This is a genomic window from Paenibacillus psychroresistens (assembly GCF_009728935.1).
In the GTDB taxonomy this organism is placed as follows: Bacteria; Bacillota; Bacilli; order Paenibacillales; family NBRC-103111; genus Paenibacillus_AC; species Paenibacillus_AC psychroresistens.
This window is the reverse complement of sequence record NZ_CP034235.1, coordinates 7458887-7473602: the sequence shown is the minus strand read 5'-3', so window position 1 is coordinate 7473602 and position 14716 is coordinate 7458887. Positions and strand designations below refer to the sequence as shown.

The 14716-nt window shown below is 41.7% G+C and carries 9 protein-coding genes; 7 read left to right on the top strand and 2 right to left on the bottom strand.

Annotated elements, in window-relative coordinates; translation table 11 throughout:
• Positions 1-22: 22 nt before the first annotated feature.
• Positions 23-2482, top strand: coding sequence for a family 43 glycosylhydrolase (locus tag EHS13_RS33560; protein WP_227013677.1), 2460 nt, complete (start codon positions 23-25; stop codon positions 2480-2482).
• Between the two features lie 203 nt (positions 2483-2685).
• A complete protein-coding gene (locus EHS13_RS33555) occupies positions 2686-3942 on the top strand; it encodes an MFS transporter (protein WP_155704578.1) in 1257 nt (418 codons plus the stop codon).
• A 37-nt stretch (positions 3943-3979) separates the two neighbouring features.
• Here the strand turns inward: EHS13_RS33555 and EHS13_RS33550 are convergent, their stop codons facing one another.
• Both EHS13_RS33550 and EHS13_RS33545 read right to left on the bottom strand, forming a co-directional pair.
• Positions 3980-5533 carry a response regulator gene (locus EHS13_RS33550; protein ID WP_155704577.1) on the bottom strand — a complete coding sequence of 518 codons (1554 nt, stop codon included), beginning with the start codon at positions 5531-5533 and terminating at the stop codon, positions 3980-3982.
• A gap of 20 nt (positions 5534-5553) precedes the next feature.
• Entirely contained in the window at positions 5554-7389 is a 1836-nt protein-coding gene (locus EHS13_RS33545; protein WP_155704576.1) for a sensor histidine kinase, read from the bottom strand.
• 183 nt (positions 7390-7572) lie between these two features.
• On the opposite strand from EHS13_RS33545, the gene EHS13_RS33540 reads away from it, so the two are divergent.
• The 5 genes from EHS13_RS33540 to EHS13_RS33520 all read left to right on the top strand — a co-directional run bounded on the left by EHS13_RS33540 (position 7573) and on the right by EHS13_RS33520 (position 14700).
• Positions 7573-8907, top strand: coding sequence for an ABC transporter substrate-binding protein (locus EHS13_RS33540; protein WP_162463382.1), 1335 nt, complete (start codon positions 7573-7575; stop codon positions 8905-8907).
• An 85-nt stretch (positions 8908-8992) separates the two neighbouring features.
• Complete coding sequence (locus tag EHS13_RS33535; RefSeq protein WP_155704574.1) at positions 8993-9868, top strand: carbohydrate ABC transporter permease; 876 nt, start codon at positions 8993-8995, stop codon at positions 9866-9868.
• Positions 9868-10689 (top strand): carbohydrate ABC transporter permease, encoded by an 822-nt coding sequence (locus tag EHS13_RS33530; protein ID WP_155704573.1) that lies wholly within the window; start codon positions 9868-9870, stop codon positions 10687-10689. Before EHS13_RS33535 ends, EHS13_RS33530 begins: the two co-directional genes overlap by 1 nt.
• Positions 10690-10736: 47 nt before the next feature.
• Complete coding sequence (locus EHS13_RS33525) at positions 10737-12890, top strand: alpha-galactosidase (protein WP_155704572.1); 2154 nt, start codon at positions 10737-10739, stop codon at positions 12888-12890.
• A gap of 454 nt (positions 12891-13344) precedes the next feature.
• The gene (locus tag EHS13_RS33520) at positions 13345-14700 is read left to right on the top strand and encodes a CBM96 family carbohydrate-binding protein (RefSeq protein ID WP_155704571.1); all 1356 of its coding nucleotides are present in this window, start codon (positions 13345-13347) and stop codon (positions 14698-14700) included.
• Positions 14701-14716: the final 16 nt, after the last annotated feature.

Sequence of the window (14716 nt, the reverse complement as noted above, 5' to 3'; positions counted from 1 at the left end):
TGATAAAAAATGAGGAGGATGAATGATGTCGAGAATATCTAAAAAAATGGTGGTCTTGGTGTGTCTAGTATTTGCACTTATTTTACCGGTATCGGGGGCTTACGCTTATACAAACTATATGACACTTCCCAGTGAAAGTGGAATTGGAGACCCATATGTAATGAAATACAATGGTGTGTACTATTTGTACACCAGCGGTGGATCCAGCGTCGGTTTTAAATGCTGGAGCTCAACAGATGCTGTCAATTGGACTTATGCGGGTTTATGTTCAACTGAGTCCATTACTGTAGATGGTTATGCGCCTGAAGTGTTTTACTGGAATGGGACTTTCTACATGTATACTTCTCCGGGAGGTGGGGGGCATTACGTTTTAACCAGCACCAGCCCGACAGGACCATTTACAGTCGCAACCAGCAATTTGGGTCACAGTATTGATGGGAGTGTCTTTATAGAAGACAATGGCAATTGGTACTTTTTAAGCGCAGGCGGTGACGGCATTCACTCGGCCCTGATGAGCAGTCCAACGTCAATCGGAAGCGATGTGGTGCTTGGCGGTACGCAGATGAGTGGACAGTGGACAGAAGCTCCAACGCTTATCAAAAGAAACGGGACTTACTATCTCACCGAAAGCGGAAATCATGTTGTCAGCCCCGGATATAGGGTGAATCTGGCCACAAATACAGCAGGACCCTTGTCATCATTTACACAAAGCAGTACAGGTCCTATTCTTCTGAACAGTGAAGGTGGATCGAATCAGGCAATAGGGCATAGCGGCATGTTTGTCGGGCCCGATCTGGACACCTATTATATGGTCTATCACAATTTACTTGCTTCATCCGTACGTCACTATAATCTGGATGCAGTTGGCTTTAATGGTAACAAAATGGTTGTATATGGACCTTCAAGCTGGTCCATGCAAACACCGGCAGCTCCTAATTATGAAGACAGATTCAATAGAGCATCTATTGGGGCAGGGTACTCGAATCTTAATGGAGGTACTTGGGGGATTACAAGTAGTTTTCTTACTCAGAGTACCAAAGGAAGCACAGCATTTTTTGTTGAATATGAGAATACATTCACAACAGCAAGCGACTATACCGCAGAATTTAACGTTCAGGAAACGTCTAGAGGAACCATAGCACCTAGATTTGGAGCCGTATACGGATACGTTGATGCTAACAATTATGGTGTTGCGATTATTAACGGGGTTACTAAACAGCTTGAGACCGAAGTATTGGTCGGCGGGGTATGGAGCACTCAAGTATTAACATCCCTGCCTGCAAGCTTTGACTCAACTAAATTGCACACCATTCGTGTCGAAAAGTCGGGAACCACTTACAAGTATTTTGTTGACGGCATGTTGAAGGAAACCAAGACAGGCGCGGGTTTGGGAGCGGGCAAGGTAGGTTATCTGGCAGTTGATACCGCAGCCAAGTTTGGCTATATTGCAACCAGCAACAAAGTTAACGGAAACGGTATATTTGATTTCTACAAACCAATTCCAGGAACTATTGAAGCCGTGCATTATAACTTAGGTGGCGAAGGTGTTGGTTATCATGATACAGCTGCTGGAAACTCTGGCGGTCAATATATCCGAAATGATAATGTGGATATCAGGAACAATCCTGAAGGTGGACATAATGTTGGCTGGAACGCTACGGGAGAATGGCTTAAATACAATGTCTCCGTTAAAGCAACCGGGGCTTACAATTTAGGCATTAGGTATGCAACGACATATGCGAATTCCCAAGTAAGGGTATGGTTGGATTCAACCGATGTAACGGGTATAGTTACTCTCCCTGCTACTGGAGGCTGGGACAATTGGCAAACTTATACGATTAAAGGGCTGAACCTGACAGCAGGAAACCATACGATAAAAGTTGAAACCGTTACAGGCGAATACGATTTCTATACTTTAAAATTTGTGCAAGCGGATAACTCATCATTCACTAAAACAGATAGTTTTGCTACTGCCTTCAGTGGTGATTGGAATTGGAGCGGAGGTAACTGGTCCATAGTGAGCGGGGCTGCAAGCATTAATAATATGGGCAAACGGACACTTGGAAGCACGGGCTGGTCGGATTACACCGTTGAGGCAGATATCAAAGGGATTGGTGGTTTAAACAGCGGAATTATGGTTCGGGTACAGAATCCTGCCCAAGGTGGTGCTGACAATGACGCTGGCCTTGGAACTGATTTCTATCAGGGGTATTTTGCTTCTATTTCAACCGGTGGAGTTGGGCTAGGCAAACAGAATTACAACTGGACAGCACTGGCATCTGTAGCCGGAACGTATAATCTCAACACATGGTATCATATGAAAGTAGTTGTAAGTGGAAACAATATCAAAGTATATGTTGTAGATATGGTCACTCCGAAAATCAATTATACCGATAACAGCACACCGTTTATAAACGGAAAGGTAGGGCTCAGGGCACATGCTGCTAATACTCAATTTGATAACTTCTCAGTGACACATTAGAATTGTAGAACAGACAACAGAAACTATTCATTAATAGGAGGGTGCCGGCAATTATGTCGGTGCCTTTTTCTATAGACTCGGCCGCTTCCTGATTGGGATAGATACAGGTGAATGCGGTTTGTTAGGAACTGTAATTATAATAAATGAATTTAGAATGATATACTCTTAAGACTAAAACTACAGATATTGAGGTTTGATTACAGATGTCACTTTTTCTTCAAGATTGGAAAATACAATTTAGTGGGTACAGCCGCAACATCCGATTGTTTTTCTGGTTTAATTTCGTTTTGAATTTAGGACTCGGGATGTTTGGTCTCGATTATAATTTATATATCAAAGCACTGGGATTTACACAAACAACACTTGGCAATATCGTTGGGATGACTGCGCTGGCTTCAGCGATTATCCTTATCCCAGCAGGTATCATGAATGACAAAATCGGCCCCAAAAAAGTCATTTCTTTCGGCCTGATTATGGCTATTGGCGTATTAATCGCTCGAACCTTTTTTGTTGGAGAACAGCCGCTCTTAATTACTGCCTTTTTAGGAGGAATGTCACTTGCTATTGTTTCTGCGACGATTCTACCTTTTATGGCTAATAATTCAACCCCGCCACAGCGGATTCATTTATTTAGTTTTAATTTGGCACTTGTTATGTTCGCTAATGTTATTGGAATCGCGCTTGGAGGGTGGTTTGTTGACTTTTTTCAGTTTACCATCGGTTTTACTGAAATATTCAGTTTTCGTATTACGCTTTTAATCGGTACCGGTATTGCTTTTCTTGGGATTATTCCAGTATTAATGTTTAAAGCAGATGAACAAGAAAAACAATCTCTCCAAAAGCCTTTGAAATGGAAGCAACAATGGAAATATCATAAAACTTCATTTCAGGTCATTGCGGTGTTTGCGCTGCTTGGATTGTTATCCTCGATAGCAGGAGGGATGATTGTCCCCTATTTGAACGTATACTTTGAAGATCGTTTTCTAGCATCGAAAACGGAAATTGGTGCTATTGTCGCATTAGGACAAGGTGCAACGGCTATCGCTTATCTAATGGGACCGATGTTTGCCCGCCGATTCGGTGAGGTGAAGTCTATCATTGTGCTTCAAATGGTTTCCATCCCATTTCTATTAATTACTGCTTATTCAGCAAATTTTTATTTAGCTTGTGGAGGTTACTTATTTAGACAAGCTTTTATGAATGCGGCAACCCCTTTTTATAGCTCAGTGAAAATGAAATACGTTGATCGTTCGCTTCGTGGATTCGCATCCAGCTCAGGCGAGGCGGTTTTTCATTTAGGATGGTTTATTGCTGCACCAATCAGTACCAGCTTAGTAATGAAGCATGGCGCATACTTTGGTTATGCTTACGCCTTTAGTATTACCGCTGTTGGATATACGTTGATTTCATTATTATTTTATCTTTTCTTTGGCAAAGAGCGATTTAAAGCAGCAGAATAATAAAAGCTCCCTCATTAGGAGGTTATTATGCGCATGTCTAATAGCTGGTTTCCTTATACTCGGATGGGCTTTGCCCAGTTAAGTTTTTAAAAATTCGGCTAAAATAATGCTGATCCGGATAGCCTACAATTTCACCGATGGTCCGGATATCGAGCTGTGGCTGAGTGGTAATTAACCGGATAGCCTCGTCAATCCGCAATTTAATTAAATATTTGAGCGGAGTTTCACCTATATGCTTTTTGAAGACCTTAGTGAGATAAGTTGGATGGAAGTGAAATTTCTGCGAGATCTCCTCCAAGTGAATCGACTCTGCAAAATTATTTCTGATATACTCAGCAATTTGATTAATAAGCTCAGGCGTACTGTCTGTTAGTTTCTCATCTTTAAAGAGCATACCTTCGATAATGTGCCATATATCTTCAATAATACTATGAAAATGGGGGGAGACAGTGAGCTTGGCGAAGACATTGTATTCGTAATGATAGAGCTCAGCTTCTGATAAGGTTAAAGTTTGCTGATGGGCGATTTGCAGTAATTGACTTAAAGCCTTTTCCAGCTGTCTCTGTGGATAATGCAAGGATTCCCACTTGTTAAACAAACCTAATAATTGTTCTTTGAGATAGGTCTTGTTTCCAGTTTGAATCGATGCCATCCATTTATTCTGCATGGAAGTGTCGAAGAGAAGGGGTTGGGATGGCTTTTTGACAAATAATTTTCCATGGAATACAGCAGATTGCCCCATAACCAATTCTTGATCAAGCCTAATCCGCAGTGTTTGTGCTTCTTCCCAAATATCAGTTTTGGCTATATTCGAGAAAGTGCTGCAAAGGTTGATGTAGTAGGGTTCCGCATAAGGGATAAGCATCCTTCTAATTTGCTCGGCCATCAATTGAATTTCTTCTGGCGTTCGCTGCTTGGCTGACAATACAAGAAACTTCTGATTAGGCAGCTTCTCATCAATCAACCACCATTTTTCATGCTCATGAATGATGGATGCGAACATTTCGGCTAATGGCAGCTTTGCCCATAATAAGCTAAATTGCTCTGTTTGTTTGGCGGCGGTTAAATGCGTTCCCAGATGTCCAATGCAAATTAGAAATACGATGAAATGCTCATGGTCATGAAAGGTAGAGATTTCTTTACCCGAGGCTTGCCCGATATTATCAGAGGCGATCATATTCCGTACAACGAACTGAGCCCGCTGCTCCAAGCTGGCTTTAATTCCTTCCAGTGATTCCAATAAAGCATCCAGTTTTAATGGTTTGAGCAAATAGTCGCGAACTCCCATTTTCATCGCCTGTTTGGCATATTCAAAGTCGCTAAACCCGCTAAGAATCACAATATGCATTTCTGGAAACTCAAGCTTCAGCAGGCGAATTAATTCCAGGCCATCCATTTGCGGCATGCGGATATCGGTGAATAAGACATCAGGTTTAAGCGATTTGACCATAGCTAGTGCGTCCACTCCATTAGCTGCATTGCCTGCTACAATGAAATCCGAATCGGATGCTTCAATTTTTTGAATGATATTGCGGCGAATCTTCGGTTCATCCTCGACAACTACAACCCGATATTTACTTATGTGAGTCATGATGCATTCCTCCTTTTAGTTCATTGGCTATGCTTGACTCCGATCGTTATGACAGCGCCGCCTTCGAATCGATTATCCAGCTTAAAAATCATTTTATCCCCATATAGCAGCTTTAGCCGAATGTAAATATTCATCAGCCCCATCCCATTGATTTTAAGGCTGGGCATGCTCTTTAATAAATCAGCCGTGCGAAATTGCTCCTTCAGCCCTTCTATTACCCCTGGTTCAAAACCCTCGCCATTATCACTGATGGACAGCTCCCAGCGATCTGCATAGGATGATCCAGTAATCCGTATACGCCAAGGGGGATTGGATTTGAATGCATATTTGGTGCAATTTTCTACGAGCGGTTGAATCACAAGCTTGGGTATCTGAATCTCGAGCATGGTATCGGGTATGTTAATTTCAAAAATGAGCTGATCCTCATAACGCAGCTTCATTAAATTCAAATAATCCAAGGTATGCTTCAGCTCTTGCTCCATATAAACGGGAGCAGCATCCTCCGAGGAAACATAACGCAGCATATTAGACAAGCTGTCGCATACGTCTACAATGGCAGTCTGATTGCTTTCCTCCGCCATAATGCTAATGTTTGCGAGTGTATTGTAGAGAAAATGCGGGTTCATTTGAGCTTGCAGGGCGAACATTTGGGCTTCGATTTCATGCGCGCGCGAAGACACCGCTTCATCCAATGATTCTTTTAACCGTAAGCACATCTCCAGAAAGGCATAGTTAAGATGCTCTAATTCGTTAAAGCCGCTGTGAATCGGAAAGGCAGCTTTCGGAGAAAGTGTGCTCAAGCTTAAGTTTTTAATCGATTTGTGGATGCGTTTAATCGGTGTGGTCAGCGTCCTTGAGAACAGAAATGAAATCATTAAAGTAATTAGTATAGAGATTAAACCTAAAAGCAAGGTAGTATTCCTGAACGTATTTACAGGCTGTAAAAGCTCTTTTTCGGATACTGTGGAGAGAACAATCCAATCTGAGAAGCTCGATGAGGTATAGGCCAACATATCCTTGCTCTTGGTTGCCGGATTATTGACGGTAAAGGTTGAAGTATTGCCTCCATGGGATTTTAATTGCTGCCAATAGAACAAGGCGGTTTCTTCCAGGTTAGATTCATTGGAATCCGTCGCTGCTGCAGTCAAGGGATAGATTAATTGCCCTTTTTCATTAAATATATAGATTTTATTGGATTGCTCCTTCTGTAGGTCTGGATTTGCCAAAGCATTATTCACAATATCGAGCAGCACAGTATAATCCTGCTGAATCTCAATAACACTATTAACCTTTTGGCCAAATCCAGCGGAGAAGGCCCGTGTTAAGGAAATGACTGTCTTATTGCTTTGTCTCCAAGAATCCGGATGCGGCTGTGTGATGATTTTTTTTCCGTCGCCTTGAACTGTTTCTTGAACCCACGGAATTGCCTGGATTGCTGTCGGTGAGAATTGAGTAAAGCTGGAGTAGTTCCCAAGGCCGGCAAAGGAGCCGCCAAGCTGAAACATATTAATCTGAAACAGCTCTCTTCCTGTTCCGATAATAGAGTAGAGGATACTGTTGAATTGGCGCTGTTTGGTAATTGATGCATTATTGAGCAAGAATATATCGGAAAAGAATAATTCAATTAAGGGCTTGGAGAAGAGTATTTTATCAGAGGTGGAGTTCATGTTTTTAAGCTCTGAATCCAGCTGGCTCGAAACGGAATTTGAAATTTGGTATAAGGACTCAGAGGCCTTGTCCTCGAGAATTCTAGAAATATATATATAAAATGTGCTGACAAATACTAGGATGATACAAACGATTAATAGAGAGTAATGCAAAAAAAGCTTGAACTGAATCGTCTTAGGTTTTATCATGGGAAAAACCTTTCTTCAAACATGCTGAGTACAAAGTGATTATAACACAGGGCTGTAAAATCTAAAGAGCAAAAATGTCCACATCAAAAGGTTGGTTTTGTTCAAAGATTAGCAGTCCATAAACGGTGTATAGTAAATGCAATGACTGGCCAGTCGGGAATAACCATTCGGGGGGAAGCAACCATGAAAGTTAAAAAGCAACATACAATTCTCAAATCTTTGCTTGTTGGTACTGTAGTCATCGGCTTATTAGCCGGCTGCGGCTCCAAATCATCGACGGATTCTACTAATCCTGAAGCTACAAAAGCAGCAGAAGGCAAAAAATCGAATGTTACCCTGACGATTGCAGCTTCACAAAACTGGATCAGACAGGCAGATAAAGACATTGCCGCTGACTTTACTCAAGAGACTGGCATTAAGGTTGACTTTCAGGTGAACCCGGACGATCAATATAAAGATGTAATCAAGAGTAAATTAGCTACTAAAGAAGCAACGGATATCATTTATTTTCAAGGCGGTGTCTCTGCCTATGAACTGCTTCCTGCAGATAATTTGCTGGACCTAACTAACGAGGCTTGGGTAGCAAGAGAAACGGAATGGGCCAAAGGCGGAACTACACTAGATGGAAAAGTGATTGGACTTAATCGCTGGGGAACAGATGGCTGGGGCATCATGTATAACCCTGAATTGTTTACAAAGCTGAATTTAAAGGTTCCAACCACATATGAGGAATTTCTGGCTGTTTGTGAAGCTATAAAGGCAGCAGGGATTATCCCGATTTTTGAGAACGCCAAGGATACCTGGCATTTGCCTTTATGGTTGAATAACATTGCCTATCAGGTTTCTGCCAAGGATTCCAGTTTATATGGCAAATTAGCGGACGGTACAACTAAGTTTGCAGATATTCCTCAAGCAGAGATGGCAGTTGCTCAATTGAAGGAGCTTGCTGATAAAGGATATTTGGGCAAGGACTTCATGTCCAATGATTGGAATGGAGCCATTCCGGCTTTGGGCGAAGGTAAATATGCGATGATCCTTACTTATACTTCATGGTCTTCTGAAGTCAAAGCTAAATACCCGGATTCAAATGCAGACAAATGGGAAATGTTCCCTGCCCCATTGGCAGGCGTTAAATCCTGGGCGACTTCAGCAGGCGGAGTTATCCAAGTGATCAACAAGAATTCGAAGAACGTAGAAGAGGCTAAACAATATTTCAATTATATTGCGAAAGCAGATGTGCTGCTGAAATTCTATGGAGCCCATGAGATGCTTAAAACCAATGAAATTCCATTTAAGGATGCCAAAAACCCTGTGAAGAATCTAGTTTTCGATACAGTCGTTGCCAACTCTCCTGATGGATACGGATTGGATTTTGAAGGTGGAGTGAAGTTCTTTATTAAAGAGAATTATGGCCAATCCTTTCAGGATTTACTGCTGAACGGAAAATCGCCTAAGCAAGTCATTGACTTTATTGATAATGACCGCGCCAAATTGATTAAAGCGGCAACCGGTAAATAAAGCTGATCTGGGACAATTCACATCAAGGATTAGGGGGTTCGTTTAGTTAGAACTTTCTGATCCTTTATCTTAAGGAGAGATCAAAATGAACACAAAGAAAATTTATTCAGCAAAGTTTTTGATCTTGGCCTTGCTGTTTTATTCTATTCTGGTCGTGCTCCCTTCCTTTATCGGAATTTTTTATTCTTTTACAGACTGGAATTCAATGAATAGTGTGATTCACTTTATTGGACTGGACAATTATAAGGAGATTTTCTTCTCTGATGATTCCTATATGCCTTTTGTTTGGCGAAGTATTAATTTTGGTATTATTACTACGGTATGCAAGGCTTTAATCGGCTTGGCGCTAGCGCTTTTATTGAACTCAGGCTTGAAATCTCAGAGTGTGCTGCGAGCTGTCTTTTTCATGCCAGTGACGATTTCACCCTTAATCATTGGCCTGTTGTTTATCGCGATCTTGAATCCAACCAATGGATTAGTCAATGGATTCTTTCATGGTATTGGGTTAGATTTTTTAGCCAAGCCTTGGCTGGCTGATCCCAAATGGTCCTTTTTATCCGTAATGAGCGTTGAGGTTTGGCGGTATGCCGGCTTTAACATGGCGATATTTCTCGCAGGGATGCAGATGATTCCGAAAAGTGACTATGAAGCAGCGTCGCTTGACGGAGCAGGGGCTTGGGCTAAGTTTATCCATATCACACTTCCATATTTGCTGCCATCCATTGCAATCAATACGATTTTCAATTTAATCAATGGCTTGAAGGTGTTTGATATTGTGTTTGCACTCACTCACGGTGGGCCGGGTAGATCTACAGAGGTGATGAACACGATGATTTTTAAAACGTATTCCTCCGGACTTTATGGATTATCGACTGCGATGGGTGTAGTCATGTTCCTATTAATTATGATTATCGCCTTCACGGTACTTAAACTCCTTACGAGAAAAGAGGAGGCATTCTAATGAAAATTTCGCTCAGAATAACGCTGCTTAAAGAATTTTCCGGCTGGCTGTTAAGCCTGATTGTCTTAATACCTGTTTATTTGGCGGTTATGACTTCTCTGAAAAGCAATCTCGAAGCAAGCAAATTCAATCTTCAGCTGCCTAAAGTCTTCATGTGGCATAACTATGCTCAGGTCATTGAGGAAGGGAGTTTGATTCGCTATTTCTTTAACAGCATGATTATCTCAACGGGTACAACGGTTTTATGCTTGATTGTTTCAGCTTTGGCAGCTTTTGTCTTAGCAAGGAATACGCACGGCATGAATAATGCGATTTACAACTATTTTCTTGTCGGGCTAATAGCGCCGATTAATATCGTTTCGACTATCAAGGTGATGCAAACCCTCCATATTATGAACAGCACGCAAGGTATTATTATTCTATATACAGCCTTGTCGATTCCATTCAGTATATTTCTCTATTATGGCTTTATTAAAGGTGTACCGCGGGAGCTGGATGAAGCGGGGATTATTGATGGCTGCAATGGGTTTCAGCTGTTTGCTAAAGTCATTTTCCCCTTGCTTAAGCCGGTGACGATAACGGTAGCGATCATTAACTTTTTGAACTCCTGGAATGATTTTATTCTCCCGCTCTATCTGCTTAATCGCTCCAGCCAAAGGACGATGGTCATGGGAGTTTATTATTTCTATGGAACATTTATTTCAAATTGGAATTTGGTTTTTGCCGTTATTGTCTTGGCGATATTGCCTATCATGATTGTTTATATATTGGGACAGAAGTACATTATTTCCGGTATGACCGCAGGCGCAGTCAAGGGGTAATTAAGGTTAGACACACTTATTAAATTAATGATATTAAGGAGTCGGTTATGTCCAGTTTAAATGTTAAGCTTAGCAATAAATGGCTAGAAAGAACGATGTCAATTGATGCAAACGGGGTATTAAAAACGAGCTCAATTATTAATAAAGCTAATAATAAAGAGCTTTTACTGCCAGGCGGTGAAGAATTCCTGTTCGTCGCTTATTATGGGGAGTTAATGCGAATTCTTCGCTGTGAGCAGTTTCAATATGTCTCTCATGACATTAACCAGTTAGCTGACGGATCACAAGCTATCTTCTATCTAGAGCTAAAGCCCCAGCTTGCAAGCGGAGCTTCACCGTTTGCGGTTGGAGGCGGAGCGAATGAGATTGAAGATAATGTATGGTGCGAGTGGGATAATGATTTAGGCAATATCAAGGTCGAAGTGATATTCCGAATTTATGAGGATCATCCTGTTATTAGGAAGAAGCTGCGGATAATCAATGGTGATAAAGTGGAAATTCGTCTTCAGGATTTGGCTTGGGAGGATGTGAAATTGCAGAAGGGCCTTAATCGGCATGTGCAGTATCATTATTTTACTCGTCAAGCTTTACAGGTCACAGACTCGATGGATGATTGCGTTATGGCGGTTACTTGGGACGGCGAGGATCATGGCCTCCTTGTTGCAACTGAAGCACCGGGTGCGATGAAGCGTATGGAGCTGTTTAAGAATGAGGACAAAGTCAGGCTTCTGTATAACAACAGTGAAGAAACCATTTTTGAATGGACGTTAGGCAGGAATGAAACATTTGAAACAGATGCGGGCTTCCTGGTGACCTTCTGTGGAAACTGGCAGGATGCTGTAGATGGAGTTTACCACCAATTTGTTGCGGATAAGCTGGCCATTTGTCGGGTTGATACAGTTCCGGGCTTTACTATGAATACTTGGGAAACATTTTATAATGAAATAAATGAACAAATCGTCTTAGAAAATATAGAAATTGCAGCTGAGCTTGGGATGGACGCTTATCAGCTGGATTGCGGCTGGTACGAAGCACATGGAAATTATGTACCGCATTCGCTGAAGTTTCCTAATGGCTTAGAGCCTATTAAAGCAGCTTGCGATAAGCATAATATGCGTTTAGGGCTGTGGATGTCCGTGCCGGTCGTCGCTGTAAACTCACCTGTAGCCCTGTCGCATCCGGAGTGGTTTTTGAGCGATGAGAATGGTGATAAAGGTTTCATGGTTGCATGGAAGGATACAGGAATTATGTGCCTCCAATCGGATTATAAATACTGGATCTTGGAGCAAATGGATGCGGTAATCAAAAAGTATGGAGTTGAGCTATTAAAGCTGGATTTAGCAGCAGTACGGGATCCTTATAATCCAGGTAAATCCATTGGTTGCCATTCGAGAAATCACCATCATCCTACACAGAAGTCTTCTAACCTAGGGATCTACCGCAGCATGTTCTGGATTATGGATGAGCTGCGCGCGAGGAATCCGAATTGTTTAATTGATCTTACCTTTGAGCTGTATGGTGTGCTTCATGGTACGGATTTGGCGCATGTTCAGCATGCCCACCAGAATTGGATTGCGAATCAAGACACTCCTTATCTGGATCCTTTCAGACGTTTGCTCCATACTCGCAGCCGGATCGTTCCGAGCTATACATTGAACTTCGGATCCTGTCATTTAACAGAGGCTGCGGCTGAGCAATATGGATTTTGGTCTGCCTTGCTCTCACATGGATTATATTATGGCGATCTGCGGAAGTTATCGGTTGCCCAAAAGAAGCATTATCAAAAATGGATAGCCTGGGTAAAGGCTTATCGCAGCGAGCTGGATTTCTATGCTTATTCCAAAGTGTCTAACATATTCGATGCTCCAGATACACCTGATCATGTAGACCGCAGATTCAACCGGTATTCGTTTTATGAAGCAGGCCGAGTGGCTTCGCAAGCTGCGCGCTGGGACGGGACTGCCAAGCTAAATAATGAGGGTGAGGGACTGATTCTCATTTTTAGACCGTCTACTTGTTCAATTGAAGAGAGCTTTATTCCATTTCCCTGGATGCGTAAGAACAGAAGCTATCAGATTGTCGACGTATTAGCAGAAAAAATAATGGGCAGCTATATGGGAGATGAGCTTTGTACGGGCATCACATTAAAAATGCCGCTTGCTCAAAGTGTATTGGTCTTGCAATGTAAAATCTCCGAATAGGTCGAGGACGGCATAGAGATCATGACTCCTACAACAAAATGTTTCTGGAGAATGGATTTTGTGAAAATAAAAGTAACTTAGATGCTAGGAGTCAATGTTTTTGAGGTTCGAGGTGCGGCAAAAACTTTCTCAACATTCTGAACTCTCCAGATTTGGAGGGTTCTTTCCCTTTCTATACATATGTTTACGGTACTGTTATCTATGCTGAATCAAATGGCAAGCTTAAGTAGTTGTTTTGAGTCACAAAAGCGTTAAATGGGTCACATTAATTCGTTGTTGAGGTTCAGAGTTTGCTTATATGATTGTAATGCTAGTCAAGAGACTGCAAGTGTTTTCCTAGTTATGGGTGAATCTGAAGAGCTGCCTAATTTGCCTTAGAGAGGAGGTTAACGAATTATTTGAATGTTTACGGTCTTGAGACTGCAAATTCACAAAAAAATGGAGGTATGATTTTATGGTAATAAAGGATAAAAAAACATTGGTATCCTTAGTTTTGATCATGGTAATGGCACTATCTATTTTCTCGGTAGTTGATAACAAAGTAGCTAATGCGGCAGCCGTAACGAGTAATACAACGGATGATGCAACTATGTGGGGAACAAGTTTAATAGGTCCTACAGCAACCACTATGGGCGTCAATTTTGCCCAAGACAAAAGATCTTACTTAAAATTCTCTGTCAGCAATCCAGGCACAATTACTACCGCTGTTCTGAATGTAAAATGCATTACAGGCGGGGTCGCGAATATTGGCGCTTATGCAGGAACGGGTAATACTACTTGGACGCAGTCAAACCTTGCATGGAATAACCAGCCTGCTCTTGGAGCTTTGCTCTCATCAAAGAATATGACTTTTGTTGCGGGAACAGTCTATTCATTCGATGTTAAACCACTTATTACTGGCAATGGAACCTATTCTATAATCTTAAAGGGCATAGCCGGAAATGAGGTTATTTTTTCCACTAAAGAAGGAACTACTATACCGAATATAGTTACAAATACGGGAGCAGCGACGCCAACTCCAACAATAGCTCCGACCCCAACCCCAACTCCGGCAGCAGGTGGACCAGACCTAACCGGATACACATTATTCAGAGACTATTCCTTTGGTACATCACGAAACGTCAACAGCCTTACATCCATTTCCAATTCATTTAATCCTTATGGTGTTGCAGGAACAACAGTCATTAACAATGAATGGCAACGGTATCAGCCTATTAATGCAACCAATCACCATTTAACATCGACAACTTTGGAATTAACAGCAACACCAAACTTAGGCGGAGTATATAACGGTGGAATAAGCAGCGGTCAAATTACTACAAAGGAAACCTTTTATCCATACGACGGGAAAACATATATATTTCAGTTAAGAGCCAAAATACCTAAAAAAGTTGGCGCATGGCCTGCATTCTGGTTGTATTCCCCGGGCGGAGCAGGATCGACCAATTCTGAAATTGATATATTTGAGTTCTTTGACACTCCAACACAGAATACTTTTGATTGGACTGGGTATGATCATGGTGATGGTGTAGGTGCTGATTACTACAGTATAATGACCAATCAATGGGTATGGCATCCAGGAACGGATTTTGCTCCTGACTATCATCTATATACCCTAATTTGGAAGGAAGGCAACATCCAAAAGTGGGTGGATGGGACCCAGGTTAAAGGAACCCTCTTTAGATGGGATGGACCAGCACCGCAGGTTCTAATTAACCTTGCTATGGGTGGAAACACTAATAATAGTCCAGTAGCGGGTTCATTCCCAGCCGTGTTCACCTTAGATTACTTCCGTGTTTATGTGAAATAAATCAACAATTAATAAA

What these genes read in the sequence shown, in the direction of transcription:
- EHS13_RS33525 (WP_155704572.1), top strand. Translation starts at nt 10,737, where the DNA reads ATGTCCAGTTTAAATGTTAAGCTTAGCAATAAATGGCTAGAAAGAACG.
- EHS13_RS33530 (WP_155704573.1), top strand. Translation starts at nt 9,868, where the DNA reads ATGAAAATTTCGCTCAGAATAACGCTGCTTAAAGAATTTTCCGGCTGG.
- EHS13_RS33540 (WP_162463382.1), top strand. Translation starts at nt 7,573, where the DNA reads ATGAAAGTTAAAAAGCAACATACAATTCTCAAATCTTTGCTTGTTGGT.
- EHS13_RS33535 (WP_155704574.1), top strand. Translation starts at nt 8,993, where the DNA reads ATGAACACAAAGAAAATTTATTCAGCAAAGTTTTTGATCTTGGCCTTG.
- EHS13_RS33545 (WP_155704576.1), bottom strand. Translation starts at nt 7,389, where the DNA reads ATGATAAAACCTAAGACGATTCAGTTCAAGCTTTTTTTGCATTACTCT.
- EHS13_RS33560 (WP_227013677.1), top strand. Translation starts at nt 23, where the DNA reads ATGATGTCGAGAATATCTAAAAAAATGGTGGTCTTGGTGTGTCTAGTA.
- EHS13_RS33555 (WP_155704578.1), top strand. Translation starts at nt 2,686, where the DNA reads ATGTCACTTTTTCTTCAAGATTGGAAAATACAATTTAGTGGGTACAGC.
- EHS13_RS33550 (WP_155704577.1), bottom strand. Translation starts at nt 5,533, where the DNA reads ATGACTCACATAAGTAAATATCGGGTTGTAGTTGTCGAGGATGAACCG.
- EHS13_RS33520 (WP_155704571.1), top strand. Translation starts at nt 13,345, where the DNA reads ATGGTAATAAAGGATAAAAAAACATTGGTATCCTTAGTTTTGATCATG.